Origin of the sequence: Rathayibacter sp. AY1B6, from assembly GCF_002932755.1 — a bacterium.
Taxonomy (GTDB): Bacteria; Actinomycetota; Actinomycetes; order Actinomycetales; family Microbacteriaceae; genus Rathayibacter.
The window spans coordinates 70,475-97,164 of the sequence record NZ_PSWL01000009.1; the positions used below are offsets into that span (position 1 = coordinate 70,475).

Below are 26,690 nucleotides of genomic sequence, written 5' to 3' on the forward strand. Positions count from 1 at the left end.
AGCGGCCGCGTCAGGCGGGCCTAGGACGCCGCCTTCTCCGCCGCCGCGGTCTTCTTCGGGGTCCGCTTCCTCGCAGGCGCGTCGGCGCTCTTCTCCGTCTCGGACGTCGTCACCGCGGGCTTCTTCTTCGCGGCGGTCTTCGCAGGAGCCTTCGCCGCCGCCTTCTTCGGAGCCGTCTTCGTCGCGGCCTTCTTCTCGGCGGGCGCCTCCTCCGCCGGCGCGCCCTTCGCCCCGCGACTGCGCTCGACCGAGCGCTTGAGCGCCTCCATCAAGTCGAGCACCTCGCCGCCGCCGCCCTCCTCCTCCGGCGCCTCTCCGAAGGTCGCGGCGGTGTCGAGGGCGTCGCCCTGCTCGATCTTGGCGTCGATCAGCGTGCGCAGCTCCTCCTGGTACGCGTCGTGGAACTTCGCGGCGTCGAAGTCCTCGGAGTAGGAGTCGACCAGGTGCGCCGACATCTCGAGCTCGCGCGCCGCGATCCGGGTGCTGCCCTCCAGCGACGGGAACTCGACCTCCCGCACCTCGTCCGCCCAGAGGAGGGTCTGCAGCATCAGGAGCTTGCCGCGCACGCGCAGCGCCGCGAGGCGGGTCTTCTGCCGCAGCGCGAACTCGACGATCGCGGTGCGGTCGGTCTGCTCGAGGGTGCGGCGCAGCAGGACGTAGGCCTTGGGGGAGGAGGAGTCCGGCTCCAGGATGTAGGCGCGGTCGAACATGATCGGGTCGACCTGCTCGCTGGGCACGAACTGCACGACGTCGATCTCGCGGTCGCGCTCCTCCGGCAGCGCCTTCAGCTCGTCCTTGGACAGGACCACGGTGCGCTCGCCGTCGTCGTAGGCCTTGTCGATGTGGTCGAAGGTGACGACCTCGCCGCAGATCTCGCACTTGCGCTGGTACCGGATCCGCCCGCCGTCCTTGTCGTGGACCTGGTGCAGCGGGATGTCGTGGTCCTCGGTCGCGCTGTAGATCTTCACCGGCACGTTGACCAGGCCGAAGGTGATCGCGCCCTTCCAGATGGCTCGCATGCGCCCAGTGAACACCGTGTCCCCCGGCCGCCGGAAGCCCTGGCGGCCGCGAGGGAACCCCGGACCGCTCAGGGAGCCCGCTATACCGGGCGGTCTCGACGGTTCGGGGTTCCCTCAATGGGCGGGAGGGGCGGGAGGGGTGGGAGGAGGGGAGGAACGACGGAGCCGCCCGGGCGTCGCACGGGGCGACGGCCGGACGGCTCCGGGGTGGTGGCGGCTAGGCGCGCCGGCGGCGCAGCGCGGCGAGCAGGAGCCCGCCGACGCCGCCGGCGATCAGCAGTCCGCCGAGGCCCAGCGGCAGGCCGATGTCGGCTCCCGTCGAGGCCAGGGGCGGACGGCCGCCGGGGTGCGGCGCCACGGCGGTCGGCGTGCTGCTCGGGGTCGGAGCGGCCGTCGGAGCAGTGGTCGGAGCAGTGGTCGGAGCAGTGGTGGGAGCGGTCGTCGGGGCGACGGTCGGCTGCGCGGTCGGGGCGACGGTCGGCTCGGCGGTCGGTGCCACGGTGGGCTCCGGCGTCGGAGTCGGCGTGGTCGGGTCCTTCTCGGCGTCGATCGCGGAGGTGTCCGCGGCGAACGAGGCGGTGACGAAGGCGATGGCCTTCGACGTGATGCCGAGCGCCTCCTGATTGATGTTGTCGATGTCGTCGGCGGCGGAGTGGTAGTTCGGGTCGTGCGTGATGCCGGCGGTGCCGCCGAACAGCGCGACCTCCTCCTCCGTCTTGACGTCGTCGGCGCCGGTGAAGACACCCGAGGACGGGATGCCGACCGAGATGAAGCCGTCGTAGTCGCTGCGGCCGTCGAACGCGGTGTCGATCCAGGGCTGGTCGATCGAGTCGAAGTAGTCGGTGAACGCCTTCTCGGTCGCGATCGAGCCGGCGGGCACCTCCACGGGGGCCTCGTAGGTGGACTGGTCCGCGTCGTAGACCGAGATCACGTAGTTCGGCGAGGCGACCATGTCGAAGTTCATGTAGGTCGCGATCTTCGAGGCGTCCTCCTCCGTCAGGGAGTCGACGTAGGTGTAGGAGCCGACCAGGCCGACCTCCTCGGCCCCCCACCAGGCGAAGCGGACCGCGTTGGTCGTGTCGCCCGCGGCGGCCAGCTGCACCGCCGTCTCGAGCAGCGTCGCGGATCCGGAGCCGTTGTCGTTGATGCCGGGGCCGGCGGGCACGCTGTCGAGGTGCGCGCCGAGCATGACCACGTTGTCGTGGTCGCCGCCGGGGGTCTCCGTGACGATGTTGAAGGTCTCCACCTCGGTGGTCGTCTGGTCGATCAGGAGCGACGCGCTCGCGGGGAGCGACGCCAGCAGCGCCTGCCCCTCGGCCTGCGTGACGCCGACGCCGGGGACGGCGTCCTCGTCCTGTCCGCCGTAGGTGCCGTTGAGGGCGTCGCTCGGCGCGTTGTCGTAGATGACGATCGCGGCGGCGCCGGCGGCACCGGCGGCGACCGACTTCTCGAGGAAGCTGCAGGAGCCGCGGCTGACGAGTGCGACCTTCCCGGTGGCGTCGAGGCCGGCCCAGGCGTCCGTGGTGCAGCCGAGCGGATCGACGGGGGCGATGAGCTCGCCGGTCACGCCGCCCTCGGGCGTCGACGGAGTGAACTCCATCGGGGTGCCGACGGCCCCGGTACCGGTGGTCAGCGTGAACGCGTCGATCGTCTGCGTCGCGGTGGTGAACTCCTGGCGCTCCGTCGTGTAGCCGGCGTCCGCGAGGACCTTCTCGACGTACTCGCCGCTCAGCTCGTAGCCCGGGGTGCCGATCGCGCGGGTGCCGCCGTTGGCGTCCGCGATCGCCTGCAGCGCCTCCAGGTGGGTCATGATGCCGTCGACCGTGACGGTGTCGGCGAAGTCGACCGGCTCGACGGCGCTCGCCGTCGGCGCGAAGGCGAAGCCGGCGACGAGGGCGCCCGCTCCGATCATGGCGCTCGAGCCGATCAGTGAGCGGCGTCGGCGGCCGCTCGGGGTGTTCGTGGTGGTTCGCGCCACTGGGGCTCCCTCTCCTCGAGAACGGGCCGCCGCGTCGGCGGCCCCGACGCGGGCCTCCCGAAGACTGGGAGGGGATCGCGTCCTCTGCGAGGGTATTCACAGGAAACGGTGCGGCCCAGTCCCCCCTGCCAGATTTCATCCGCACGAAACACGGACCGGGCCGGCGGGCGGATCAGGCCGTCGCCGGGCTCTCGGCCCACTCGCGGAGCATCGCGAGGGTCTCCTCCGGGTGGTCGCGATGGGGACTGTGGCCCGCGCCCGCCACGACCGCGTAGCGGATGCGCGGATTCGCGCGGAGCACCAGGGCGGCGAGGGAGGGAGGGAGCAGCGTCTCGACCTGCGGATCGCCGGCCAGCACGAGGACCGGCGGGCGGAGGCCCGGCAGATCCGCCAGCAGGTCCCACGGGTCGTTGTCGTCGATCGTCGCGGCGACCGCGGACGGATCGGCGGCCCGCACCGCGGCGAGCTTCTCGGCTCGGTCCCGCTCGTCCCAGAGCGGCTGCGCGACAGCCAGCTCCTCGGCCGAGACCGCGAGACCGGCGAGCTCGCCCGCGCGGACGGCGGCCCGCTGCTCCGGAGCGAGCCGGAGCACCGGGTCCAGCAGCGCCAGGCGTCCCGCCCAGCCGGCGTCGCGGGCGGCGGCGCGCACCGCGACCGCTCCGCCGAGCGAGTGCCCGACGACGAGGTCGAACGACCCCTGTGCCAGGGCGTCGTCGGCGTAGTCGTCGTGGCGGGAGGAGCCGCCGCGCGGCCCGTCGCCGTGTCCGCGCAGGTCGGGCGCGGAGACGCTCCAGCCCGCCGCGGTCAGCTCGCGTGCCAGGCGCCACCAGGTCCGGCCCGAGCCGCCCAGGCCGTGCAGGAGCAGTGCCGTCCCCGCCGTCATCGCCGGAGCCTCAGTCGAAGCGCGGATCGCGGCCGGTGCGCTCGCCGGTCGCGAGCGCGGCGATCGCGGCGAGGTCCTCGTCGTCGAGGGCGAAGCCGAAGACATCCAGGTTCTCGCGGATCCGCTCCGGCGTCACCGACTTCGGGATCACGACGACACCGAGCTGCACGTGCCAGCGCAGCACCGCCTGCGCCGGCGAGACGCCGTGCTTCGCGGCGACGCGGGCCAGGGCCGGCTCGTCGAGGAGGCGCCCGCGGGCCAGCGGCGACCAGGCCTCGGTGACGATCCCGTGAGCGGCGTCGAACGCGCGCAGCTCCTCCTGGGGCAGCCGCGGGTGCAGCTCGACCTGGTTGATCGCCGGCACCACTCCCGTCTCGTCGAGCAGGCGCTGCACGTGCTCCTCGGCGAAGTTCGAGACGCCGATCGAGCGCGCCCGCCCCTCGCTCTGCAGGCGCTCGAGGGCGCGGTAGGTGTCGACGTAGCGGTCGCGCGAGGGGATCGGCCAGTGCACGAGGTACAGGTCGACGTAGTCGGTGCCGAGCAGCTCGAGGCTCCGGTCGAAGGCGGCGAGCGTCTCGTCGAAGCCGTGGTCGTCGTTCCAGACCTTGGTCGTCACGAAGACCTGCTCGCGGGGGAGGCCGCTCGCGCGGATCCCCTCGCCGACTGCGCGCTCGTTGCCGTAGAGGGTGGCGGTGTCGACGTGCCGGTAGCCGGCCTCCAGGGCGACGGCGACCGTGCGGGCCGCCTCCTCGTCGCCGATCTTGTAGACGCCGAGCCCGAGCTGGGGGATCGCGCGGCCGTCGTTGAGGGGGATCAGGGGGACGCTCATGCGTCCCATGCTGGCACGTGCGCTCAGACGCTCCAGTCGAGCTCGCCGTGCGGTCCCACGTGCACGTCGTCCTCGATCAGCGCCGCGAGACCGGCCACGCCGAAGAGGAGGCGCCGCTCGGCGCGCTCCGCGTCGCTGCGCTCGTCGATGCCGCGCACGGCGAAGTGCACGTCGTGGCCCGCCTGCAGGCCCTCGACGCCGAGCCGGCCTCGGAGCGCGCGCGCGGGGCGCCGGCCGATGCCGAGACCGCGCCAGAGGGAGCCCGTCTCGAGGACGACGGCCGTCTCGGAGGAGACGACCCCGTGCTGCTCGCGATGCGCGGTGAGCTGCCACCCGTAGCCGAGGTGGTGCAGGCGGGTCGAGTGCGGGCCGCGCCAGGCGTGGGAGGACTCCTCGCGGCGGAAGTAGACGGGGCTCGGGCGGAAGGACCCCTGCCAGAGCGCGGTGGCGAGCTCGCTGCACCACTCCGGGGTCTCCGGATCGGACCAGGGGTCGAGGAGATCGGTCCGGGCGGCGGCGCGCCGGTGCTCGCGCACCAGCTCCTCCGCGTCCTCCCGCAGCCCCATGCCGCCCCCCCCCTGCCCGCCGTGGGCCTTCACCCTAGGGTGCCCGACAGGCGCCGGACAACCGGGGGGCGGCCTAGGAGGGCAGGGTGACCGGCTCGGTGTCGGGGAGCGGGCTGGCGTCGCGCCCACGGAGATCCGGGTGGTATCGGCGGCCGAGCAGGGGCACCAGGAACCCGACCAGGGCGAAGGCGGCGGCGACGACGATCGCGGCGGTCGGCCCGGCCTGGTCGATCTGCACGCCGGCGATCGCGGAGCCCAGCGCCGCGCCGATCAGCTGACCGGTGCCTACCCAGCCGTAGGCCTCCGCCGTGTCCGAGAAGCGCACGCTCGAGGCGGTGATCGCGAACAGCGCCGCGAGAGCGGGAGCGATGCCGATGCCGGCGAGGAACAGCGTGACGCACAGCCACCAGAAGTCGGTCGAGACCGCCGCCAGGCCCATGCCGAGCGTGACGATCAGCATCCGCCGCGCGGTCGCCCACCGGCTGATCGGGATGTGGCCGAGGGCGAGGCCGCCGACCAGGGAGCCCGCCGCGAAGACGGCGAGCACGACGCCCGACTCGACTCCGCCCTCGCCGAAGACCGCGACGACGCCCGCCTCGACCGCCGAGCAGGCGCCGATCAGGAGGAAGCCGACGACCGTGGCCAGCAGCACCGGAGGCTTCGTGAGCACCACGCCGAGGCGGCGCGTGGAGCGCGGGATGCGGACGCGGCCCACCTCGGGCGAGGCGATGAACCAGATCCCGCCGCCGATCAGGAACACCGCGGCGGTGAGGATGCCTGCGACCGTCGACACCTGGATCGACACGAGCGTCGCCAGCACCGGGCCGAGCACCCAGATGATCTCCTGGGCGGAGGCGTCGAGCGAGAAGAGCGGGGTCAGCTGCGAGCTGGTGACCATCTTGGGGTAGATGGTGCGCACGGCCGGCTGCACCGGCGGCATGCTCAGGCCGGCGACGAACCCGATCACGACGAACTGCCACACCTCGAGCGGGAGCACGGCCATCGCGATGATCGCCCCCGCGCAGACCACGAGGGTGATCGTCAGCACGCGGCGCATCCCGAGCCGCCCCATCAGGCGGCTGGTCAGCGGACCGGCGATGGCCTGCCCGATCGACATCGAGCCGAGCACCAGGCCGGCGGCGGCGTAGGAGTGGTGCACCCGCTCCACGTGCAGGAGGAACGCCAGCGAGAGCATCCCGAAAGGGAAGCGCGCGGTCAGCTGCGCGAGGATGATGCGCCCCACCCCGGGGGTCTTCAGGAGATCGGTGTAGCTGCCCACCGGACGACACTAGCGCTCCCGAGGGAACCCCGGGCCGTCGAGGGAGCCCGCTGCACGAGGCTCCCTCGACGGGTCGGGGTTCCCTCGGCGGAGGGACGCGTCAGCCGGCCAGCACCTTGCGGATCCGCTGCAGGGACACGCTCTCGGCGGTGCCGAGCGACTGCGCGAAGAAGCTCACCCGCAGCTCCTCGATCATCCAGCGGGCGCGCGCGATCCGCTCCGGGGCGTGCGCGGGCAGCGGCACCGCGCCGCCGGCCGAGCGGTAGAGCTCCTGGGCCGCCTGCACCTCGTTCAGCCAGACGCGGTCGCGCCCGACGTTCTCGGCGATCTTGCCGAAGCGCTCGGTGATCGCGCCGAGGTAGCGCGGGAGGTGCCGGAGCCGCTCCACTCCGGTCGCCGAGACGAAGCCCGGGTAGACCAGGCCCGAGAGCTGCTCCCGCGCATCCGTGAGGGCGGGCAGCAGCGCCATGCTCGTCGAGGCCTTGAGCGCCTTCTCGACGCCCCGGGCGGTGGTGAGGATCGTCGTGACCGTCTTCACGGTCTCGAACATCGCATCCATGACGCTCGCCGAGACCCGGTCGCGCACGGCGTCGAACTCGGCGCGGAGGAAGAGCATCCCGTCGGGCTTCATCCGCCAGAGGACCGCGTCGACGCAGGCGAGCAGGCAGTCGGTGAAGAGCGCGGTCGTGTTCTGGTACGGGCTCTGCGCGAGCACGAGCTTCTCGTGGGAGGTGAGGTGCTGCTGCACGTAGGCGACGGGGCTCGGCGTCGCGAGCAGGAGGAGGCGGCGCACGCCGCGCGGGTGCTCGCGCGCCTGGTCCTCGGCCGTGGCGAGCAGGCGGATCGAGACCGAGTCGCCGTCGTCGATCAGGGCCGGGTAGGCGCGGATGGTGTTCCCGCCCTGCCGGGTGTCGGTGACGCGCGGCAGCTCCGGCATGTCCCAGGTCTTCAGGCCCCGGCGCTCGAGCGCGTCGGGGACCCGGGCCTCGACCACGCGGGCGACCTCGTCGCGGACCCGGCCGCGCAGGCGCTCGGCCAGCGGGGCGAGCTCTTTGCCGGCGGCGACCGTGCGGCCCCGCTCGTCGGCGACGGCGAAGGTGACCCGCAGGTGCGAGGGGATCCGCTCGAGGTCGAAGTCCTCGGGCTGCACGACCACGCCGGCCTCGCGGCGGATCGCCCCGGCCAGGGTCGCGGCGAACGACTCCGTCGGCGGATTCGGCACGTCGTGCGGCAGGGAGGCGGTCAGCTTGCGCGCCCAGTCGTTCGCGGGCACCACGTTGCGGCGCAGGTGCTTGGGCAGCGCCTTGATCATCGCGGTGACCAGCTCGGCGCGCAGTCCCGGCACCAGCCAGTCGAAGCCGAGGGGCGTCACGCGCGGCAGGAGCGCGAGCGGCACGTGCACCGTCACGCCGTCCTCCTCCGTCCCCGGCTCGAACCGGTACGAGAGGCGGAAGCGCTGGTCGGCCTGGCGCCACTGGGTGGGGAACGCGGTCTCGTCGATCTGCTCCGCGTCCTCGGGGAGGAGGGTCTCCTGCGTCATCGTCAGCAGGTCGGGCTCGTCGTGCTGGGTCGTCCGCCACCAGGAGTCGAACGAGCGCACCGAGGTGATGTCGCGGGGGAGTCGGCGGTCGTAGAAGTCGAAGACGGCCTCGTCGTCGACGAGCAGGTCGCGGCGGCGCGTGCGCTCCTCCAGTCGCTCGAGCTCGGCCCGCAGGGCCCGGTTCTTGCGGTCGAAGGCGTGGCGCGACTCCCACTCGCCCTCGACGAGGGCATGGCGGATGAACAGCTCGCGGGCGTACGAGGCGTCGATCCGCGAGAACTGGACGCGGCGGCGGGCGATGATCGGCACGCCGTAGAGCGTGACCTTCTCGTAGGCGACGGCCGCGCCCTGCGACTTCTCCCAGTGCGGCTCGCTGAACTGCCGCTTCACGAGGTCGCCCGCGATCGCCTCGGCCCAGGCCGGATCGATCGCCGCGTTCGAGCGGGCGAAGAGGCGGCTGGTCTCGACCAGCTCGGCGCTCATCACCGCGTCGGGGAGCTTCTTCGCCAGGGCGCTGCCGGGGAAGATCGAGAACTTCGCGTTGCGGGCGCCGACGTACTGCACGTTCTGGCGCTCGCGGCTCTTCGCCGCGCGCTGCGCCTGCTGCGAGGTGGTGTCCTTGATGCCCAGGTGCGAGAGCAGGCCGGCCAGGAGACTCCGGTGGATCCCGTCGGGGTCGACCTTCGGCTCGCCCAGCTCGAGCTTGAGGGGGCGGGCGAGCTGGCGCAGCTGGCGGAACACGTCCTGCCACTCGCGCACGCGGAGGTAGTTGAGGTACTCGGCCTTGCAGAGGCGCCGGAAGGCGCTGGAGGAGAGCTCCTCCTGCTTCTCCTCCACGTAGTTCCAGAGGTTCAGCAGGGTGAGGAAATCGCTGGTGGGATCGACGAAGCGCGCGTGCTGCTGGTCGGCCTGCGCGCGGCGCTCGAGCGGGCGCTCGCGGACGTCCTGGATCGTGAGGCCCGCGACGATCGCCATCACCTCGCGGCTGACGCCGTGGCGGCGCGACTCGATCACCATGCGCCCGAAGCGCGGATCGATGGGCAGCCGCGCCAGGTCGCGCCCGATGCGCGTGAGCTGCGGCGCGGCCTCGGCGGCCCTCCGCGAGACGCCGCTCGAGTGCGCGTCCGGCGGCGTGTCGCGTACCGCGGCATCTCGCGGAGCGGCCGAAGCGGCCGGAGCGGCAGAAGCGGAGGGAGCGGCGGAGGAGGAGCCGGGGACGCGGAGGGCGCCGAGCTCCGTGAGCAGGTCGAGGCCGTCCTTGATGCCGCGGGAGTCGGGCGGAGTGAGGAACGGGAACGAGGCGATGTCGCCCAGGCCGAGAGAGATCATCTGCAGGATGACCGCGGCCAGGCCCGTGCGCAGGATCTCGGGGTCGGTGTACTCCGGTCGGCGGAGGTAGTCCTCCTCGGAGTAGAGGCGGATCGCGATGCCCGCGCTGGTGCGGCCCGAGCGGCCGGAGCGCTGGTTCGCCGAGGCCTGCGAGACGGCCTCGATCGGCAGGCGCTGCACCTTCGAGCGCGCGCTGTAGCGCGAGATGCGGGCCGTGCCGCCGTCGATCACGTAGCGGATCCCGGGGACGGTGAGGCTCGTCTCCGCCACGTTGGTCGCGAGCACGACGCGACGGCGGACGCCGGGGGTGCGCCCCTTCTCGAAGACGCGGTGCTGATCGGCCGCCGACAGGCGCCCGTAGAGGGGGAGCACCTCGGTGCCCGGCAGGTTCCGGCCCCGGATGGCGTCCTCGGCGTCGCGGATCTCGTTCTCGCCCGACAGGAACACCAGGACGTCGCCCGGATCCTCCCGCGCCAGCTCGGCCAGAGCGTCGGCGATGCCGGTCATCAGATCGCGGCTGCCGCTCGTCGCGTCGGGGACGTCGGTGTCGTCGTCCTCCTCCGGCTCCTCGGCGACCAGCGGGCGGTAGCGGATCTCGACCGGGTAGGTGCGGCCGGAGACCTCGATGATCGGCGCGGGCTCGCCGGCGGCGTCGGCGAAGTGGGCCGCGAAGCTCTGCGGGTCGATCGTCGCCGAGGTGATGATCACCTTCAGGTCGGGGCGCTGCGGCAGCAGGCGGTGCAGGTAGCCCAGGAGGAAGTCGATGTTGAGGCTGCGCTCGTGCGCCTCGTCGATGATGATCGTGTCGTACCGGCTGAGCATCCGGTCGTGGTTCATCTCGTTGAGCAGGATGCCGTCGGTCATCAGCTTGATCCGCGTCGAGGCGGACGCCTTGTCGGTGAACCGGACCTGGTAGCCGACCAGCCCGCCGACCTCGTCGTCGAGCTCCTCCGCGATGCGCTCGGCGATGGTGCGCGCGGCGATGCGCCGGGGCTGCGTGTGCGCGATGCTCTCGCGGCCGAGCTCCAGGCAGATCTTCGGCAGCTGGGTCGTCTTGCCCGATCCGGTCGCGCCCGCGACGATGACGACCTGGTGGTCGCGGATCGCGGCGGCGATGTCCTCCCGCCGCGCCGACACGGGGAGTTCGGGCGGGTAGCGGATGCTGAGCACGTCTGACATGAGCCCTCCATCCTACGCCGCGTGCGACAATGCCCTGTCTCGTGAAACGTCGCGGGCCACCCTGCCCGGTCGGGCGCTCCGGCGCCGGTCGACCGCGGCGCACGATCCCGTGGAGCACCCCGATGAATCCGCAGTCCCTGCTGGTCGTGCTGAACATCGTGCTGCTGCTCTTCGCGATCCGGGGCGTGCTGTCGAACCCGCGGCTGTCGAAGGTCGCGAAGGTCTCGTGGGTGGCGTTCATCGTGATCGCGCCGTTCCTCGGCAGCCTCGCCTACCTGGCGGTGGGCCGTCGCGGCGGGAGCGGCGGAGGCGGCACGGTCGTGCGAGGCACGGAGCGGCCGACGGGCTGGTTCTTCGAGCGCTGAGCGCACGGGGAGGTCCGGCGGCAGGGGAGACCTCCGGGTGCGCGGGCCCTCCGCTCCGCGGCAACCCCTGACCGGCGGCTCCGCCCGCGTCTAGCGTGGAGCGCATGGCCGATCGTCTGCGCTCCAGTGTCAGCCCCTACCTCCGCTCGCACGCGGACAATCCGGTCGACTGGTTCCCCTGGGGCGAGGAGGCGTTCGCCGAGGCGGTGCGCCGCGACGTCCCGGTGATGGTGTCCATCGGCTACTCCACCTGCCACTGGTGCCACGTGATGGCGCGGGAGTCGTTCTCGGACCCGGTGCTCGCCGCGCGGCTGAACGCGGGCTTCGTCGCGGTCAAGGTCGACCGCGAGGAGCACCCGGACGTCGACACGGCCTACCTGACCGCCGCGAGCGCGTTCACGCGGCAGCTCGGCTGGCCGCTGACGGCCTTCGCCACCCCCGCCGGCGAGACCTTCTTCGCCGGAACCTACTTCCCGCCGCGCGCCGTCGGCGGTGTGCCCGCCTTCTCCGACGTCCTCGACGCGGTCTCGGAGGCGTGGCGGCTGCGGCGCGACGAGGTGCAGGCGACGGCGGGCGGGCTGGCCGCGGCTCTGCGCGAGGCGACCGCGGCGCTGCCCGCCGACACCGCGCTCCCCGGCGACGCCGAGCTCGACGGCGCCGTCCGCGCACTTGCGGGCGAGGAGGACCGAGTGCACGGCGGCTTCGGTGGCGCCCCGAAGTTCCCGGTCGCCCCCGTGCTCGGGTTCCTGGCCTCGCGGCCCTCGGGAGCGGCGCTCGCCGAGCGCACGCTGCTCGCGCTGGCCGCGTCCCCGCTCCGCGACCGCGACGGAGGCTTCTTCCGCTACGCGACTCAGGCCGACTGGAGCGATCCGCACTACGAGCGGATGCTCTACGACAACGCGCAGCTGCTCGACGTCGCGGCCGTCCTGCTCGGGCACGACGGCGCCCGGGTGGAGGAGCTGACCGGGATCGCGGAGGGCGTCGCCGCGTTCCTCCTGACCACTCTCGAGCGGCCGGGCGGCGGGTTCGCGTCGGCGCAGGACTCGGAGAGCATCGTCGACGGTCAGCGCTCGGAGGGCGGCTACTACCTCGCCGAGGACCGCTCCCGCCTCGCGCCCCCCGCTCTCGACGGGAAGGTCGTCACCGGCTGGAACGGCCTGGCGATCCGCGCTCTCGCCCGCGCCGGACGCGTGCTCGGACGCGAGGAGTGGATCGACGCCGCCCGGCGTGCGGCGGACGCGGTGCTGCAGCGGCACCTCGTCGACGGCCGCGTCGCGGTGCGCGCCTCCCTCGGCGGTGCCGTCTCCGCGGCCCGCCCGGCCCTGGAGGACCTCGGGATGCTGGCCGGCGGGCTCCTCGAGCTCGCCCTGGCGGAGGGGCGTCCGCGCTGCGCGGTGGCGGCGCGCACCCTCATCGACGGCGCGCTCGACGCGGCCGACGGCCCGCTGCCGTTCGCGCTGCCCGGCGGAGGGGATCCGGCGCTGACCGCGCGCGGCCTGCTGCTCGCGGCCGATCCCTCCGAGGGCGCCTACCCCTCCGGCCTCTCGGCGACGGCGGACGCGGCGCACGAGCTGTACCTGCTCACCGGATCGCAGCGCTACCGGGAGGCGGCCGAGGCGGTCGTCGCGTCGATCGCGCCGGGCGCGGTCCGGCAGCCGATGGGCTTCGGCGCCGTGCTGGGGCTGGCCTCGCGGCTGGCGCGCCCGGTGCGGCAGCTGGTCGTCGTCGGCCCCGGAGCGGCGGAGGCGGTGCAGGGCGCTCGGTCCGCCGGGATCGGTGTGCTGGTCGGCGTGTCCGACGAGGGCGCCCGGGAGTGGGCGGACGCGGGTTTCGAGCTGTTCGAGGGGCGGACCTCGCGGGAGGGGCTGCCGACCGCCTACTCCTGCGAGGCCTTCGTCTGCGCCCTGCCGACGACCCGACTGCCGGAGGAGCTGCTCACGCGGCCGTGACCACCAGCGGCGCCTCGGGGTCGGCGGCCCACTCGTTGAGCGAGCCGTCGTAGACGACCGCCGTGTCGACTCCGAGCACCGCGAGCGCGAGCGCGTCGGCCGTCGCGGCGATCCCTCCGCCGCAGTAGAGGACGATCCGCTCGGCCTGGAGAGCGTCGCCGAACAGCGACCGCAGCCGCTCCGGCGGCAGGAGCGTGTTGTCGGTCCGGTCGACGAGCCGCCCGGCGGGGACGCTCCGCGAGCCCGGCAGGTGTCCGAGGCGGGGGCGGCGCCCCTCCTCCCCGGTGAACTCCTTCGGCGGGACCGCGCACACCAGCGCTCCGGGAGCCTCGCCGCGCACGACGCTCTCGACGCCGGCCTTGTCGATCCAGAGCGGCCGCTCCTCGCGCACGGTGATGCCTCCGCTCGCCGCGGACTCGACGTGCCCCGTCTCGATCGGGCGGTCCTCCCGCCGCCAGGCCTGGAGCCCGCCGTCGAGCACCGCGACCGCGTCGTGCCCGGCCGCGCGCAGCAGCCACCACAGGCGCGAGGCCCACTGGCCGACCGCGGAGTCGTACACGACGACCACCGAGTCGTCGTCGATGCCGAGCGCGGCGGTCGCGGCGGCGAAGCGCTCCGGGTCGAGCCGGGTGAAGGGCAGGGGAGCCTCCGAATCGGACAGCTGCTCGAGCAGGTCGCCGAACACGGCGCCGGGAACGTGCCCCTCGAGGAGGTACTGCTCGTCCCCGCTGAGGTAGCCGGGCCGCCCGTCGGAGCCGGGCACGAGCAGCACGCTGGCGTCGACGACGACGAGGTGCTCGCGGCCGAGCTGGTCGGCGAGCCACTGGGTCGAGACGATCGGCCGGGCGAGGTACGGGGCGGAGGAGATGCTCACCTTCCCCACGCTAGGCGCGACCGCCGACACGCGCGCACCCGCGCGTCACGCACGGTCACGGTCGGGCCGCCGTGCGCTCAGCACTCGATGACGTTGACCGCGAGCCCGCCCTCGCTCGTCTCCTTGTACTTCGAGGACATGTCGATGCCCGTCTGGCGCATCGTCTCGATGACCGCGTCGAGAGAGACGCGGTGGTCGCCGTCGCCGTGCAGCGCGAGGCGGGCCGCGCTCACGGCGGTCGAGGAGGCGATCGCGTTCCGCTCGATGCAGGGGATCTGCACGAGGCCGCCGACCGGGTCGCAGGTCAGCCCGAGATGGTGCTCCATCGCGATCTCCGCCGCGTTCTCGACCTGGCGCGGAGTGCCGCCGAGCACCGCGCAGAGCGCCCCGGCGGCCATCGCGCAGGCCGAGCCGACCTCGCCCTGGCAGCCCGCCTCCGCGCCGGAGATCGACGCGTTCGTCTTGCAGAGCGAGCCGATCGCAGTGGCGGTGAGGAGGAAGCGGCGCAGCCCCGCGCGATCGGCGCCCGGGACGAAGCGGAGGTAGTAGTGCGCGACGGCGGGGATGATGCCCGCCGCTCCGTTCGTCGGAGCCGTCACGACCCGCCCGCCCGCGGCGTTCTCCTCGTTCACCGCGAGGGCGAAGGCGTGCAGCCACTCGACCGACGTGGCGCGGGCGCGGTCGAGCGGATCCTCCTCGAAGGCCTCGAGCCGCTCGCGCAGCACCGACGCGCGGCGGCGGACGCCCAGGCCCCCCGGCAGCACGCCGTCGGTCGCCAGGCCGTGCTCGACGCAGGCGGCCATGGCGTCCCAGATCGCGTCGAGGCGAGCGTCGATGTCGACCCCGGGGTGCAGAGCGCGCTCGTTCGCGGCGGCGATCTCGGCGATGCCGGAGCGGGTCCGATCGCAGGTCGCCAGCAGGTCGAGGCCCGAGACGAAGGGATAGGGGTGCGGGGCCAGCGCAGCCAGCTCGGCGCGCTCGCCCGCTCGACGGATGAAGCCTCCGCCGATCGAGTAGTACGTCTCCTCCCACACCGGCAGCGCGTCGTCGCCGACCCAGACGCTGAAGGTGAGGGCGTTCGGGTGCTCCGGCAGCCTCGTGCGCGGCTCGAAGGCGACGTCGTCGCGCGTCATCGCGAGTCGCTGCTCGCCGGCCAGCAGGATCGTCCCCTCGGCGTCGAGGCGCTGCCAGGCCCCGCGCACCAGCGCCGGGTCGCACGTCTCGGGGTCCAGGCCGGCGAGACCGGCGACCACCGCGTCGGGGGTGCCGTGGCCGATCCCGGTGGAGCCGAGCGAGCCGTAGAGGGTGCAGCCCACCCGGCTCACGCGGCCGAGGAGACCGGCGTCGCGGATCCGCTCGGCGAGGGCGAGGGCGGCGCGCATGGGTCCGACGGTGTGCGAGCTGGACGGCCCGATCCCCACGCTGAACAGGTCGAGGACGGAGACGTAGGCGCTCATCCGACGAGCGTACGCCCGTCCGCGGACGGTGGCAGGGCGGGCGCCCTCCCGGATACCCGCCCTTCTCCGGGTGCCGTGCGGGTCACTGTCCGCCGTCCACGACATCGCCGTGGCCGGGCCCACCCGGGCCGAGCGTGAGCGTCGCGCCGACCCCCACCGCGAGATGCCACTTCGGTACGCGACACGCCGCGGGAGGCGCGCACAAGTGGCATCTCGCGGAGAGGAGAGGAGAGGAGCGGAGCGAGTCAGCGCAGTGTCTTGCGCGCCGAGATCTGGCCGGTGTCGAAGCCGAGCAGGTGCAGGCCGCCGTGGAAGCGGGCGTGCTCGACCTTGATGCAGCGGTCCATCACGACGGTCAGGCCCTTCGACTCGCCGTACTCGGCCGCCTCCTGGTTCCAGATCCCCAGCTGCACCCAGACCGTGGGCGCGCCGACGGCGAGGACGTCGTCGATCACGGCGGGGATGTCGCTCGCCTTGCGGAACACGTCGACGATGTCGGGCACGACCGGGAGCTCGGCGAGGCTGCGGTACACCGGCTGCCCGAGGATCTCGGTGGCGTTCGGGTTCACGAAGTAGAGCTCGTAGTCGCTCGACTGCTGCAGGTAGGTGGCGACGAAGTAGGAGGAGCGGGCCGGATTCGGCGAGGCGCCGACGATCGCCACGGTCTTCGCGCGGCGGAGGATGTCGAGTCGCCTGCGGGCGTCGGGCCCGACCCAGGTGCGCTGCGAGCGCAGCATCTTCGCCAGCGGCGAGTTCGCCGGGACGGAGCAGCTGAGCCCGTTGGACAGCTGGACGACCGTGTCGTCGGTGTCGGTGGTGCTCATGCTCAGACCTCCACGGCCGGGGTGTGCAGGGTGGTGGTCGTGTCCTCGGGGAGCTCGGTCGGGGCATCGGGGGTGCCGTGCGCCTCGACCGCGCGGGCGAGCGCCTGGTCGAGGTCGTAGATGATGTCGTCCGCGTCCTCGATGCCGACGGAGAGCCGGACGAGGCCGGGGAGGACGCCCGCGTGCAGGAGCTGCTCCTCGGTGAGCTGGGCGTGGGTGGTCGACGCGGGGTGGATCACCAGTGTCTTCGCGTCGCCGATGTTGGCGAGGTGGCTGGCGAGGTCGACCGACTCGATGAAGGTCTGGCCGACGGCGCGGCCGCCCTTCACCACGAAGCTGAAGACCGAGCCCGGTCCCTCTGGCAGGTACTTCTGCGCGCGGTCGTGGTGCGGGTGCGCAGGGAGCCCGGCCCAGTAGACCGCCTCGATCCGGGGGTCGGCGTCGAGCCACTCGGCCACGCGGCGCGCGTTGTCGACGTGCGCCTGGATCCGGTACGGCAGCGTCTCGACGCCCTGGGCGAGCAGGAACGCGGAGTGCGGAGCGAGGACCGGCCCGATGTCGCGCAGCTGCTCCGCGCGCAGGCGCGTGAGGAAGCCGTACTCGCCGAAGTTGCCGTCCCACGACAGGTCCCCGTAGGAGGCGACCGGGTCGTGCAGCAGCGGGAACTTCTCGCGCGAGTAGTGGAAGCGCCCCGACTCGACGACGACGCCGCCGAGCGTGGTGCCGTGCCCGCCGAGAAACTTGGTGGCCGAGTGGATGACGATGTCGGCCCCCCACTCGATCGGGCGGACGAGGTAGGGCGTGGCGACGGTGGAGTCGATGATCAGCGGGATGCCGGCGGCGTGCGCGACAGCCGCGAGGCCCTCGATGTCGGCGATCTCGCCGGAGGGGTTCGCGATCGTCTCGGCGTAGAGCACCCTGGTCTTCTCGGTGATCGCCGCGGCGTAGTCGGCCGGGTCGCTCGAGCGGACGAAGGTGGTGTCCACTCCGAAGCGGCGGAGCGTGACGTCGAGCTGGGTGATCGATCCGCCGTAGAGGTTGGCGGAGGACACCACGTGGTCGCCCGCGCCGACGAGCGCCGCGAAGGTGATGAACTGCGCCGAGAGCCCGGAGGCCGTGGCGACGGCGCCGAGGCCGCCCTCGAGGCTCGCGACGCGCTCCTCGAAGGAGGCGACCGTGGGGTTCGACAGGCGCGAGTAGACGTTGCCGTACTTCTGCAGCGCGAAGCGGGCGGCGGCGTCGGAGGTGTCGTCGAAGACGAAGGCGCTGGTCTGGTAGATCGGCAGAGCGCGGGCGCCCGTCACCGCGTCGGGGATGTTGCCCGCGTGGATCGCACGCGTCTTGAAGCCGTACTCACGATCTGCCATGCGATCGACGCTAGCGGGAGCCGCCGACACCGCCGCACCGGAGCGACGCATCGCGTAACAGTGGGGCCGCTCAGAGCGCCAGGTGGACCGCGGCCAGCCCCATCGCCGCGATCGCCGCCCAGGACACCAGGGCGACGAGCAGGGCACGCCACCCCGTCGTCACGAGCGCGCGCACCCGGACGGCGCTCCCGAGAGCGAAGAGCGCCGCGGCGAGGACCCAGGTCTGCGCGGTGTCCGCGGCGGCGAGCAGACCCTCCGGAAGGGGGAGGAGGGTGCGCAGCAGCACCGCGGCGAGGAACCCGATCACGAACAGCGGCACGATCTCGGGCCGCGTCCCGCCCTGCTCGCCGCTGCGCCTGGTGACCGCGGCCGCCACCGCCACCATCGGCGCCAGCATCACCACGCGGGTCAGCTTCACCACGACAGCGACGGCCAGCGCCGACGCTCCCGCCACCTGGGCCGTCGCCACGACCTGGCCCACGTCGTGGACCGAGGCGCCGACCCAGTGCCCGAACTGCAGGTCGGTGAGCCCGAGCGGCTGCTGCAGGGCGGGGAGCACCGCGATCGCGAGCGTGCCGCAGAGCGTCACCAGTGCGACCGGCGTCGCCTGCTCCTGCTCCTTCGCCCGGGTCGCTCCCGCCATCGCGCCGATCGCCGAGGCGCCGCAGATCGAGAATCCCGCCGCGAGCAGCAGCGGCTCCTGTCCGGGCAGCCGGAGCGCCCGGCCCAGCGCCCAGGTCAGGCCGAAGGTGGCCAGGACGATCCCGACGACGACCAGGATCGAGCCCCAGCCCAGCGCCGCGATGTCGATCAGCGAGAGCTTCAGCCCGAGCAGGACGATCCCGGTCCGCATCAGCGAGCGGGACGAGAACTTCAGGCCCGGCGCGAGCGCCCCGCTGAGCAGGGTACGCGCCGTCGGCAGCTGCGCCACGAGGATCCCGAGCGCGACCGCCGCGGTCAGCATCGGCACCGCCGGAACCGCCGCGTGAAGGAGGGCCGCGAGCACCGCCGCGACCGCGCAGGCCGCGACTCCCGGGCCCAGCCGCCGGATCAGACCCATGAGGGCAGCCACATGTGAGCCTGCCAGAAGCTGAAGGAGGTCTGCGCGCCGATCCAGAGCGGCAGGAAGTAGGCCGTCAGCGCCGCCGCGGCCACCGCGAAGACGAGCACCACGAGGACGCCGCGGGTGCGCCGCCTCCGCTCGTCGCCCGGACTCCCGATCACGATCCCCGCCGTCAGCGCCAGCGCCAGCATCATGTAGGGCTCGAAGACGACGCAGTAGAACTGGAACACCGTGCGGTCCAGGTAGAGCAGCCACGGCAGGTAGCCCGCGACGATCCCCATCAGCACGAAGCCGGCGCGCCACTCCCGGTACCGAGCGAGCCGGTAGAGGAGGTAGACCAGCGCCAGGACCCCGGCGTACCAGATGAGCGGATTGGCGACGGAGGTGATCGCCTCGTCGCAGCGCGCGGCGGTGCAGCCGTCGACTCCGGTCGCCTGGTCGACGAAGTACATGCTCGTCGGCCGGAGCATCAGCAGCCACGTCAGCGGGTTCGCCTCGTAGGGGTGCGAGGCCCGCAGGTTGATCGAGTAGTCGTACATCTGCACGTGGTAGTGCCAGAGGCTCTGAGCCCAGTCCGGCACCCAGGCCAGAGCACCGGTCCAGGCGTTGCCGGGAGCCTCGGTGGCCCACTGCCGGGCCCATCCGCCGGAGGTGCGCAGCCAGCCCGTCCAGGTGACGAGGTAGGCGACCAGCGCGATCGGCACGACCAGGAGGAAGGTGACCGGTCCCTGCTTGAGGATCGCGCCGCTGCCCCAGAACGGCACGCCGGCGCGGCGCCGCATCAGAGCGTCGACGACGACCGCGTACACGCCGTAGGCCGCGAGGAAGTAGACGCCCGTCCACTTCACGCCCGCGGCGAGTCCGAAGAGCACGCCGGCCGCCAGCAGCCACGGCCGCCACCACAGGACCGGACCCCAGCTCGGCAGCGCCCCCGCCGCCACCTTCCGCGCCAGCTGCAGCTCGGCCCAGCGCCGGTCGAGCAGCACCGCCGCGACGCCGCACAGTGCGACGAACATCAGGATCCCGTCCAGGAGCGACACCCGCGACATCACGATCGCGTGGCCGTCGAGCGCGAGCATCAGGCCCGCGAAGGACGAGAGGAGGGTCGAGCGGAACAGGAGGCGGCCGATCACGATCACCAGCGCGACGGCGAGGATCCCCACGACGGCGGTCGAGACGCGCCAGCCGACGCTGTCGTCGGCGCCGAACACGCCCATGCCCAGCCCGATGATCCACTTGCCCAGCGGCGGATGGACCACGAAGGACGGCGCCCCCGTGAACGTGTCCACGTCGCCCGCCGCGAAGCCCGGGTCCGGGTTCTCCGGCCAGGCGCCCTCGAAGCCGAGGTTCCAGAGGGTCCAGGCGTCCTTGACGTAGAAGGTCTCGTCGAACACCAGCGAGCGCGGGTGGCCGAGATTCCACAGCCGCAGGACCGCGGCCAGGGCGACCACCAGCAGCGGCAGTCCGAGCTCGTACAGCCGACGGCGCGCGGAGGAGGCGACGAGCCGGGTGTGCAGGTCGTCGAACCAGGAGCCGCGCGGCACGTCCGGGAGGGGGGTGCGCTCGCGCGGGGCGGACGCCTCGGCGGGCTCCACCGGGACCGAGCGCGCCGATCCGGCCGCGTCCAGGAGCAGGTCGTCGAAGTCGCGCTGCGGTCGGTCCGTCACCCGGCCATGCTAACGGGGCGCCTCCTCCCGGGACGGCGGCGATCCGCGGCGGGAGGCCCCGGACCCGGCCTGGGAGACTGGCGGCATGATCATCCTCGCCGGCACTCCCATCGGAAACCTCGGCGACGCCTCCCGCCGGCTCGTGGAGGCGCTGGGCTCCGCCCGCCACGTCGCCGCCGAGGACACGCGCGTGACCATCCAGCTGATGCGCGCCCTGGGCGTGGAGAACCGGCCCGCCCTCTACGCCCTGCACGACCACAACGAGCGCGAGCGCGCCGCCGAGCTGGTGGAGCTGGCCCGCGAGGAGGACCTGCTCGTGCTGAGCGACGCGGGCATGCCCACGGTCTCGGACCCGGGCTACCACCTGGTCGAGGCCGCGGTGGCGGCGGGAGTCGCGGTCACCGCGCTGCCCGGTCCCTCGGCGGTGCTGATGGCGCTCGCCGTGTCCGGGCTCCCGACGGACCGCTTCAGCTTCGAGGGGTTCCTGCCCCGCCGGCACGGAGAGCGGATCTCGACCTTCCGGGCGCTCGTCGACGAGCGGCGCACCATGGTCTTCTTCGAGTCCCCGCACCGGATCGGCGACGCGCTCGCCGACCTGGTCGAGGCGATGGGCCCGGAGCGGCGCGCGGTCGTCTGCCGCGAGCTCACCAAAATGTTCGAGGAGGTCCGGCGCGGCACGGCGGCCGAGCTGGCCGAGTGGGCGGCCGACGGCCTGCGCGGCGAGATCTGCCTGGTCGTCGAGGGTGCCCCCGCGCGGGAGGCGTCCCTCGAGGACGCGCTGGCCGACGTGCTGGCCCGCGTCGAGGCCGGATCGCGGCTGAAGGAGGCGTCGGCCGAGGTCGCCGAGATCACCGGGCTCTCGCGTCGGGCGCTCTACGAGGCGGCGCTCGCCTCCCGCCGCGGCTGAGAGCTCCCTCCCCAGCGGCGGCGGCTTGCCCGTCGTCCACAGCCCCCGTCACGCGCCGGGAGCGGTGCCGCGCGGTGAATAGGATGGTCGCCATGTCCGACGGCGCCTCCTTCTACCTCACGACCCCCATCTTCTACGTGAACGACGTCCCGCACATCGGGCACGCGTACACCGAGGTCGCCGCCGACGTGCTCACCCGCTGGCACCGCCAGGCGGGCGACGACACCTGGCTGCTGACCGGCACCGACGAGCACGGCCAGAAGATCCTCCGCACCGCCACCGCCAACGGCACCACCCCCCAGGAGTGGGCCGACCGCCTCGTGAGGACCGCCTGGCAGCCGCTGCTCGAGACCATCGACATCGCCAACGACGACTTCATCCGCACCACGGACGCGCGGCACGAGGTCAACGTGCAGAAGTTCCTGCAGAAGCTGTACGACGAGGACGCGATCTACACCGGCGAGTACGAGGGCTACTACTGCGTGGGCTGCGAGGAGTACAAGCAGCTGTCCGACCTCGAGGAGGGCACCGGCGACTACGCCGGCCAGTACGTCTGCAAGATCCACTCGAAGCCGGTCGAGCTGCTGAAGGAGAAGAACTACTTCTTCAAGATGAGCGAGTACACCGAGCGGCTGCTCGCGCTCTACGAGGAGCGTCCCGACTTCGTCCAGCCCGAGTCGGCGCGCAACGAGGTCGTGAGCTTCGTCCGCCAGGGCCTGGCCGACCTGTCGATCTCCCGCTCCAGCTTCGACTGGGGAGTGAAGGTCCCGTGGGACGACTCGCACGTCGTCTACGTCTGGTTCGACGCGCTGCTCAACTACATCACCGCGGTCGGCTACGGCCAGGACGAGGCGGAGTTCGAGCGCCGCTGGCCCGCGACCCACATCGTCGGCAAGGACATCCTGCGGTTCCACGCGGTGATCTGGCCCGCCATGCTCATGGCCGCGGGCCTCGAGGTGCCCAAGCAGGTGTTCGGCCACGGCTGGCTGCTGGTCGGCGGCGAGAAGATGTCGAAGTCGAAGCTCACCGGCATCGCGCCCGAGCAGATCACGGACACCTTCGGCTCCGACGCCTTCCGCTACTACTTCCTCCGGGCCATCACCTTCGGCCAGGACGGCTCGTTCTCGTGGGAGGACCTGTCGGCGCGCTACCAGTCCGAGCTGGCGAACGGCTTCGGCAACCTCGCCTCGCGGGTCGTCGCGATGCTGCACCGCTACTACGACGGCGTCGTGCCCGCGCCCGGAGAGCTCACCGAGGCGGAGGAGCGCGTGCAGCGCACCGTCGCCGAGGCGGCAGCGTCGGCCGACCGGTCGATCGACGCGCTCGCGATCCACGACGCGATCACCGCCGTGTGGAGCATCGTCGAGGAGCTCAACGGCTACATCACCGAGCAGGAGCCGTGGGCACTGGCCAAGCGCGAGGAGCGGGAGCGCCTCGGCACGGTGCTCTACACGGCGACGGAGGGGCTCCGGGCCCTGGCCGTGCTGCTCTCGCCGGTCGTCCCGCGCGCGACGGCGTCCCTCTGGGAGGCGCTCGGCGTGACGGAGTCGCTGGGCGACCTGACCGCGCAGCCGATCCGCGAGGCGGGCCGGTGGGGAGTCCTCCCCGTCGGCACGACCGTCGGCACCCTCGTGGCGCTCTTCCCGCGCATCGAGGCTCCCGCGTCCTGACGGCCGCGCGTCGACCGGTGGACGGAGCAGCCGAGCGGCGCGGAGTCGCCGGCGGAGGACCCGCAGGAGAGTGCACGATGACCGCGATCCGAACGCGAGGCGCCGGGTGCGAGCGGCCCTCCGCTCCGTGGACGGCGGGGCGCTGATGACGCGCGAGGTCCTCGACGCTCTCGAGCAGGCGGCCGAGCTCACCCGGCGCCACGTCGGGCACCCCGAGCGCGCCGCCGCGCTCGCCCTGCGCCTGCACCGGGTGACCGCTCCGACCGAGCTCGTCTACACCCGGTTCCCGCCGACCCTCAGCCTGGTGCTGGCCGGCCGCAAGCGCTCGGTGGTCGGCGACTCCGACGAGCGGTGGGGCGCCGGCCGCTTCCTGATCACCCCCGTCGACCTGCCGGTGGTCGCGGCCGTCGTGGAGACCGGCGACCGCGGCGACTTCCTGTCGGCCAACTGGCATCTCGACCCGCTCGTGGTGGCCGAGATCGCGGCGCTCGCCCCCCGGACGGCCCCGCGGGCTCCCGCCCCGCGGATCGGCACGGTCACGGAGGAGATGGCCGACTCGCTGCGCCGACTCTTCCGCCTGCTCGACGCCCCCGCCGACATCCCGGTGCTGGCCCCCGCGATCACGCGCGAGCTCGTGCTGCGGCTGCTGCAGACGGACCAGGCGCCCCGGCTGCTGGCCGCGTCCAGCACCGTCCGCTCGGAGGCCGTCTCCCGCGCGGTCGAAGCGATGAGCGTGTCGCTCTCGCGCGGATGGACCCTCGGCGCGCTCGCCGCGGAGGCGGGCACCAGCGTGCCCACACTCACCCGTCGCTTCCGCGAGCTGACCGGGATGTCGCCGCTGGGCTACCTGCGGCGGCTCCGCCTCGGGGAGGCCAGGAGGCTGCTCCTGGTCCGGGGCGACACCGCCGCGCAGGCCGCGGCCGCGGTCGGCTACGCGAGCGCGTCGCACTTCGGGCGCGACTACCGCCGCGCCTACGAGACGACCCCGGCGTCCGACGCTGCGCTCCACCCCGGGCCGCTCGTCCAGATCCAGTGAGCGGCGGGCGCTGTCGCGGGGACTCCGAGCGGCGCGTGCCGCGGCGTCAGACGCGGGCGCCGACGATGCCTCCGTCGACGTCGAGCGTCGTGCCGTGGACGTACGAGGCCTCGTCCGAGACGAGCCAGCGCACAGCCAGGGCGATCTCGTCCGGACGTCCGGGCCGGCCTGCGGGGGCGGTCGCGGTCATCTGCTCCAGGATCGCCGCGGCGTGCTCGTTGCCGGGCGTGAGGGTCGCGCCGGGCGCGACGGCGACCACGCGCACGCCGCTCGGGCCGTACTCGGCCGCCCACGCCCGCGTGAGGTGCTCCAGCGCCGCCTTGGTCGCGGGGTAGAGCGCGGTCCCGGGCGTGCCCACCCGTCCCATCCACGAGGTGATGTTGACGACGACTCCGCTCCCGCGCTCGGCCATGGCCGGGGCGATCGCCGCGACGAGCTGGTGCGGCACGCGGATGTTCGTGGTGAGGAGGGACTCGACGTCGGCGTCGCTGAGGTCGGCGGTCGGCCCCACCGGGAACACTCCGGCGTTGTTGACGAGGACGTCGATCCGCCCGTCGAGGAGGGTCAGCGCCCGGGCGGCGACGGCGCGGGTCTCCTCCGGCGTGCCCGCGAGGTCGGCGACGAGCGCGGAGGCGGTGCCCCCGTCGGCGCGGATGCCGCGGACGACGGACCCGGTCCGCTCGGGGTCGCGTCCGTGCACGAGGACGTGAGCGCCGGCTCCGGCGAGCCGGCGGGCGATGGCCGCGCCGATCCCGCTCGAGGATCCGGTGACGAGGGCGTGGCGCCCGGCGAGGGAGCCGGGTGCGGAGTGGGCGAGGAGCTCGGTGTCTGTCATGCCTCCAGCTTTCCGGCGGCGCGGGAGGCGGGCTGTCCCGATCCGATCGGGTGCTGACCCGATCCGCTCAGGGCGCCTCAGCGGCCGCCTCTCGGTCCTCGTCCGCCCGGGACTCCGGCCCCCGCGAGCCCTCCCGGTAGCCTGGAGCCCATGACCGACAGCCAGCACGTCCGCTCCCGCGAGGCCTCGTCCGGCCGCGACCTGACGTACCCGCCGCTGCCCGAGGCGCTCGTCGTCCCCGTCTACGACAACCACACGCACCTCGAGATCGCCGACGGCCTCGAACCGCTCGACCACCGCGAGCAGCTCGACCGGGCCTCCACGGTCGGCGTCCGCGGCGTCGTCCAGGTCGGCACCGACGTCGAGACGAGCCGCTGGTCGGCCGAGCAGGCGGCGAGCGAGCCGCGCATGCTGGCCGCCGTCGCGATCCACCCCAACGAGGCCCCCGAGCTGGAGCAGCGCGGCGAGCTCGACGCCGCCCTCGCCGTCATCGCCGAGCTGGCCGAGCAGCCGCGGGTGCGCGCCATCGGCGAGACCGGGCTCGACTTCTTCCGCACCGGCGAGAGCGGCCGCGCCGCGCAGTTCCGCTCCTTCGAGGAGCACATCCGCATCGCGAAGGAGCACGACCTCGCGCTGCAGATCCACGACCGCGACGCGCACCGCGAGGTCATCGACACCCTGCGCCGCGTCGGCGCCCCCGAGCGCACCGTCTTCCACTGCTTCTCCGGCGACGCCGAGATGGCGCGGATGTGCACGGACGAGGGCTGGTACCTCTCCTTCGCCGGCACCGTGACGTTCAAGAACGCCGAGCCGCTGCGGGAGGCGCTCGTCGCGACCCCGCGGCACCTCATCCTGGTCGAGACCGACGCGCCGTACCTCACTCCGTCGCCCTTCCGCGGCCGCCCGAACGCGCCCTACCTCCTCCCGCACACCCTGCGCTCGATGGCCGCGACCCTCGAGACCGACGTCGGCCACCTGGCCGCGACGATCGCCTCCAACACGGAGGCCGTGTACGGCGAGTGGGGTGGCGAGGTCGGCTCCGAGCCGACGGAGCCGGTCGGACCCCTCGCATGAGCGGCCGCCACGCCGCAGAGCCGACGGCCGCCGCGATCCCGCGCCTGCTGGGCCCGGCCGAGATCCGCGACCTCGCCGGCCTGCTCGACGTCACGCCGACCAAGAAGCTCGGCCAGAACTTCGTTCACGACGCCAACACGGTCCGCCGCATCGTCAAGCTCGCTCGGGTGCGCCCGGGGGAGACCGTCGTCGAGATCGGCCCCGGCCTCGGATCGCTGACCCTCGGTCTGCTCGAGGCGGGCGCGCAGGTCGTGGCGGTCGAGATCGACGGGCGCCTCGCCGAGCAGCTGCCGCGCACCGTCGAGCTGATGGCGCCGGGCTCCGATCTCGCGGTCGTGCACGCCGACGCGATGAAGGTGCTCGACCTGCCGGGGGAGCCGGTCCGGCTCGTCGCGAACCTCCCGTACAACATCTCGGTGCCCGTTCTCCTGCACTTCCTCGAGCACTTCGCCAGCATCCGGTCCGGAGTGGTCATGGTGCAGTCCGAGGTCGGGCACCGGCTCGCCGCCGGCCCCGGATCCAAGGTCTACGGCGGCCCGAGCGTCAAGGCGGCGTGGTTCGGCTCCTGGACGACCGGCGGGGCGGTCTCGCGTCAGATCTTCTGGCCGGTGCCGAACGTCGACAGCGTGCTCGTCGCGTTCGACCGCGGCGAGGAGCCCGGCGACGAGACCCTGCGCCGCGCCGTCTTCGCGGTCGTCGACGCGGCGTTCGCCCAGCGGAGGAAGATGCTCCGCCAGTCGCTCGCGACCCTCTTCGGCGACAGCGCCGCGGCGATCGTCGCGCTCGAGCGGGCCGGCGTCCCGCAGACCGCGCGCGGCGAGGAGCTGGACGTCGCCGCCTTCGTCCGCCTGGGCCGCGAGCTCGATCCGGCGCGGGTGCCCGTGCGCGGCGCGGCGGTACCCGACGGGTCGCCGGCGGAGACCGACGGGGACGACGCGGACGGCGACGGGGAGCCCGCCCCGGGTGCGGACGAGGGCGCCTCCGCCACCCTGTAGCGTGG

Annotated in this window: 21 protein-coding genes; 7 read left to right on the forward strand and 14 right to left on the reverse strand. The window is 73.4% G+C overall.

Going from position 1 to position 26,690, the window contains the following annotated elements; all coding sequences use genetic code 11:
* Positions 1–20 precede the first annotated feature (20 nt).
* The 7 genes from C5D08_RS06680 to hrpA all read right to left on the reverse strand — a co-directional run bounded on the left by C5D08_RS06680 (position 21) and on the right by hrpA (position 10,602).
* The gene (locus C5D08_RS06680) at positions 21–1,019 is read right to left on the reverse strand and encodes a Ku protein (RefSeq protein WP_104276367.1); all 999 of its coding nucleotides are present in this window, start codon (positions 1,017–1,019) and stop codon (positions 21–23) included.
* A gap of 217 nt (positions 1,020–1,236) precedes the next feature.
* Positions 1,237–2,997: a M28 family peptidase gene (locus C5D08_RS06685; protein WP_104276368.1), complete on the reverse strand. Its 1,761-nt coding sequence runs from the start codon at positions 2,995–2,997 to the stop codon at positions 1,237–1,239.
* Between the two features lie 172 nt (positions 2,998–3,169).
* Positions 3,170–3,880, reverse strand: a complete 711-nt coding sequence (locus C5D08_RS06690; RefSeq protein WP_104276369.1) for an alpha/beta fold hydrolase — start codon at positions 3,878–3,880, stop codon at positions 3,170–3,172.
* A gap of 10 nt (positions 3,881–3,890) precedes the next feature.
* The gene (locus tag C5D08_RS06695) at positions 3,891–4,718 is read right to left on the reverse strand and encodes an aldo/keto reductase (protein ID WP_258067340.1); all 828 of its coding nucleotides are present in this window, start codon (positions 4,716–4,718) and stop codon (positions 3,891–3,893) included.
* 14 nt (positions 4,719–4,732) lie between these two features.
* Positions 4,733–5,275 carry a hypothetical protein gene (locus C5D08_RS06700; RefSeq protein ID WP_104276370.1) on the reverse strand — a complete coding sequence of 181 codons (543 nt, stop codon included), beginning with the start codon at positions 5,273–5,275 and terminating at the stop codon, positions 4,733–4,735.
* 73 nt (positions 5,276–5,348) lie between these two features.
* Positions 5,349–6,554, reverse strand: coding sequence for an MFS transporter (locus tag C5D08_RS06705; protein ID WP_104276371.1), 1,206 nt, complete (start codon positions 6,552–6,554; stop codon positions 5,349–5,351).
* A gap of 100 nt (positions 6,555–6,654) precedes the next feature.
* A complete protein-coding gene (gene hrpA / locus C5D08_RS06710) occupies positions 6,655–10,602 on the reverse strand; it encodes an ATP-dependent RNA helicase HrpA (protein ID WP_104276372.1) in 3,948 nt (1,315 codons plus the stop codon).
* Positions 10,603–10,724: 122 nt separating this feature from the next.
* Between hrpA and C5D08_RS06715 the strand changes: the two genes are divergently transcribed.
* Together C5D08_RS06715 and C5D08_RS06720 are read left to right on the forward strand one after the other, a co-directional pair.
* Positions 10,725–10,967, forward strand: coding sequence for a PLDc N-terminal domain-containing protein (locus C5D08_RS06715; protein ID WP_181110282.1), 243 nt, complete (start codon positions 10,725–10,727; stop codon positions 10,965–10,967).
* A gap of 104 nt (positions 10,968–11,071) precedes the next feature.
* Entirely contained in the window at positions 11,072–12,916 is a 1,845-nt protein-coding gene (locus C5D08_RS06720; protein WP_104276374.1) for a thioredoxin domain-containing protein, read from the forward strand.
* Here C5D08_RS06720 and C5D08_RS06725 read toward each other — a convergent pair.
* The 6 genes from C5D08_RS06725 to C5D08_RS06750 form a co-directional block, all read right to left on the reverse strand.
* Positions 12,903–13,790, reverse strand: a complete 888-nt coding sequence (locus tag C5D08_RS06725) for a sulfurtransferase (RefSeq protein WP_181110280.1) — start codon at positions 13,788–13,790, stop codon at positions 12,903–12,905. The genes C5D08_RS06720 and C5D08_RS06725 overlap by 14 nt on opposite strands.
* Before the next feature lie 77 nt (positions 13,791–13,867).
* Positions 13,868–15,247: an L-serine ammonia-lyase gene (locus C5D08_RS06730; RefSeq protein ID WP_104276376.1), complete on the reverse strand. Its 1,380-nt coding sequence runs from the start codon at positions 15,245–15,247 to the stop codon at positions 13,868–13,870.
* A gap of 245 nt (positions 15,248–15,492) precedes the next feature.
* Positions 15,493–16,071 (reverse strand): CoA-binding protein, encoded by a 579-nt coding sequence (locus C5D08_RS06735; protein WP_104276377.1) that lies wholly within the window; start codon positions 16,069–16,071, stop codon positions 15,493–15,495.
* 2 nt (positions 16,072–16,073) lie between these two features.
* Positions 16,074–17,438, reverse strand: a complete 1,365-nt coding sequence (locus tag C5D08_RS06740) for an O-acetylhomoserine aminocarboxypropyltransferase/cysteine synthase family protein (protein WP_104276378.1) — start codon at positions 17,436–17,438, stop codon at positions 16,074–16,076.
* 70 nt (positions 17,439–17,508) lie between these two features.
* Positions 17,509–18,498 carry a YeiH family protein gene (locus C5D08_RS06745; RefSeq protein ID WP_104276379.1) on the reverse strand — a complete coding sequence of 330 codons (990 nt, stop codon included), beginning with the start codon at positions 18,496–18,498 and terminating at the stop codon, positions 17,509–17,511.
* Positions 18,489–20,168 (reverse strand): dolichyl-phosphate-mannose--protein mannosyltransferase, encoded by a 1,680-nt coding sequence (locus C5D08_RS06750; RefSeq protein ID WP_258067341.1) that lies wholly within the window; start codon positions 20,166–20,168, stop codon positions 18,489–18,491. Before C5D08_RS06750 ends, C5D08_RS06745 begins: the two co-directional genes overlap by 10 nt.
* A gap of 85 nt (positions 20,169–20,253) precedes the next feature.
* Here C5D08_RS06750 and rsmI point away from each other — a divergent pair, with 85 nt between their 5' ends.
* The 3 genes from rsmI to C5D08_RS06765 all read left to right on the forward strand — a co-directional run bounded on the left by rsmI (position 20,254) and on the right by C5D08_RS06765 (position 23,781).
* A complete protein-coding gene (gene rsmI, locus C5D08_RS06755; RefSeq protein WP_104276380.1) occupies positions 20,254–21,075 on the forward strand; it encodes a 16S rRNA (cytidine(1402)-2'-O)-methyltransferase in 822 nt (273 codons plus the stop codon).
* A gap of 92 nt (positions 21,076–21,167) precedes the next feature.
* Positions 21,168–22,745, forward strand: a complete 1,578-nt coding sequence (gene metG, locus C5D08_RS06760; RefSeq protein ID WP_104276381.1) for a methionine--tRNA ligase — start codon at positions 21,168–21,170, stop codon at positions 22,743–22,745.
* 106 nt (positions 22,746–22,851) lie between these two features.
* Positions 22,852–23,781: an AraC family transcriptional regulator gene (locus C5D08_RS06765; RefSeq protein ID WP_258067342.1), complete on the forward strand. Its 930-nt coding sequence runs from the start codon at positions 22,852–22,854 to the stop codon at positions 23,779–23,781.
* 46 nt (positions 23,782–23,827) lie between these two features.
* Here the strand turns inward: C5D08_RS06765 and C5D08_RS06770 are convergent, their stop codons facing one another.
* Entirely contained in the window at positions 23,828–24,616 is a 789-nt protein-coding gene (locus C5D08_RS06770) for an SDR family NAD(P)-dependent oxidoreductase (RefSeq protein WP_104276382.1), read from the reverse strand.
* A 150-nt stretch (positions 24,617–24,766) separates the two neighbouring features.
* Between C5D08_RS06770 and C5D08_RS06775 the strand changes: the two genes are divergently transcribed.
* Positions 24,767–25,690 carry a TatD family hydrolase gene (locus tag C5D08_RS06775; protein WP_104276383.1) on the forward strand — a complete coding sequence of 308 codons (924 nt, stop codon included), beginning with the start codon at positions 24,767–24,769 and terminating at the stop codon, positions 25,688–25,690.
* Entirely contained in the window at positions 25,687–26,685 is a 999-nt protein-coding gene (gene rsmA, locus C5D08_RS06780; protein ID WP_104276384.1) for a 16S rRNA (adenine(1518)-N(6)/adenine(1519)-N(6))-dimethyltransferase RsmA, read from the forward strand. Before C5D08_RS06775 ends, rsmA begins: the two co-directional genes overlap by 4 nt.
* Positions 26,686–26,690: the final 5 nt, after the last annotated feature.

Coding starts and splice junctions, on each gene's coding strand:
- C5D08_RS06680 (WP_104276367.1), bottom strand. CDS start 1,019: ATGCGAGCCATCTGGAAGGGCGCGATCACCTTCGGCCTGGTCAACGTG.
- C5D08_RS06690 (WP_104276369.1), bottom strand. CDS start 3,880: ATGACGGCGGGGACGGCACTGCTCCTGCACGGCCTGGGCGGCTCGGGC.
- C5D08_RS06695 (WP_258067340.1), bottom strand. CDS start 4,718: ATGGGACGCATGAGCGTCCCCCTGATCCCCCTCAACGACGGCCGCGCG.
- C5D08_RS06700 (WP_104276370.1), bottom strand. CDS start 5,275: ATGGGGCTGCGGGAGGACGCGGAGGAGCTGGTGCGCGAGCACCGGCGC.
- hrpA (WP_104276372.1), bottom strand. CDS start 10,602: ATGTCAGACGTGCTCAGCATCCGCTACCCGCCCGAACTCCCCGTGTCG.
- C5D08_RS06715 (WP_181110282.1), top strand. CDS start 10,725: ATGAATCCGCAGTCCCTGCTGGTCGTGCTGAACATCGTGCTGCTGCTC.
- C5D08_RS06720 (WP_104276374.1), top strand. CDS start 11,072: ATGGCCGATCGTCTGCGCTCCAGTGTCAGCCCCTACCTCCGCTCGCAC.
- C5D08_RS06730 (WP_104276376.1), bottom strand. CDS start 15,247: ATGAGCGCCTACGTCTCCGTCCTCGACCTGTTCAGCGTGGGGATCGGG.
- C5D08_RS06735 (WP_104276377.1), bottom strand. CDS start 16,071: ATGAGCACCACCGACACCGACGACACGGTCGTCCAGCTGTCCAACGGG.
- C5D08_RS06740 (WP_104276378.1), bottom strand. CDS start 17,438: ATGGCAGATCGTGAGTACGGCTTCAAGACGCGTGCGATCCACGCGGGC.
- C5D08_RS06745 (WP_104276379.1), bottom strand. CDS start 18,498: ATGGGTCTGATCCGGCGGCTGGGCCCGGGAGTCGCGGCCTGCGCGGTC.
- rsmI (WP_104276380.1), top strand. CDS start 20,254: ATGATCATCCTCGCCGGCACTCCCATCGGAAACCTCGGCGACGCCTCC.
- metG (WP_104276381.1), top strand. CDS start 21,168: ATGTCCGACGGCGCCTCCTTCTACCTCACGACCCCCATCTTCTACGTG.
- C5D08_RS06770 (WP_104276382.1), bottom strand. CDS start 24,616: ATGACAGACACCGAGCTCCTCGCCCACTCCGCACCCGGCTCCCTCGCC.
- C5D08_RS06775 (WP_104276383.1), top strand. CDS start 24,767: ATGACCGACAGCCAGCACGTCCGCTCCCGCGAGGCCTCGTCCGGCCGC.
- rsmA (WP_104276384.1), top strand. CDS start 25,687: ATGAGCGGCCGCCACGCCGCAGAGCCGACGGCCGCCGCGATCCCGCGC.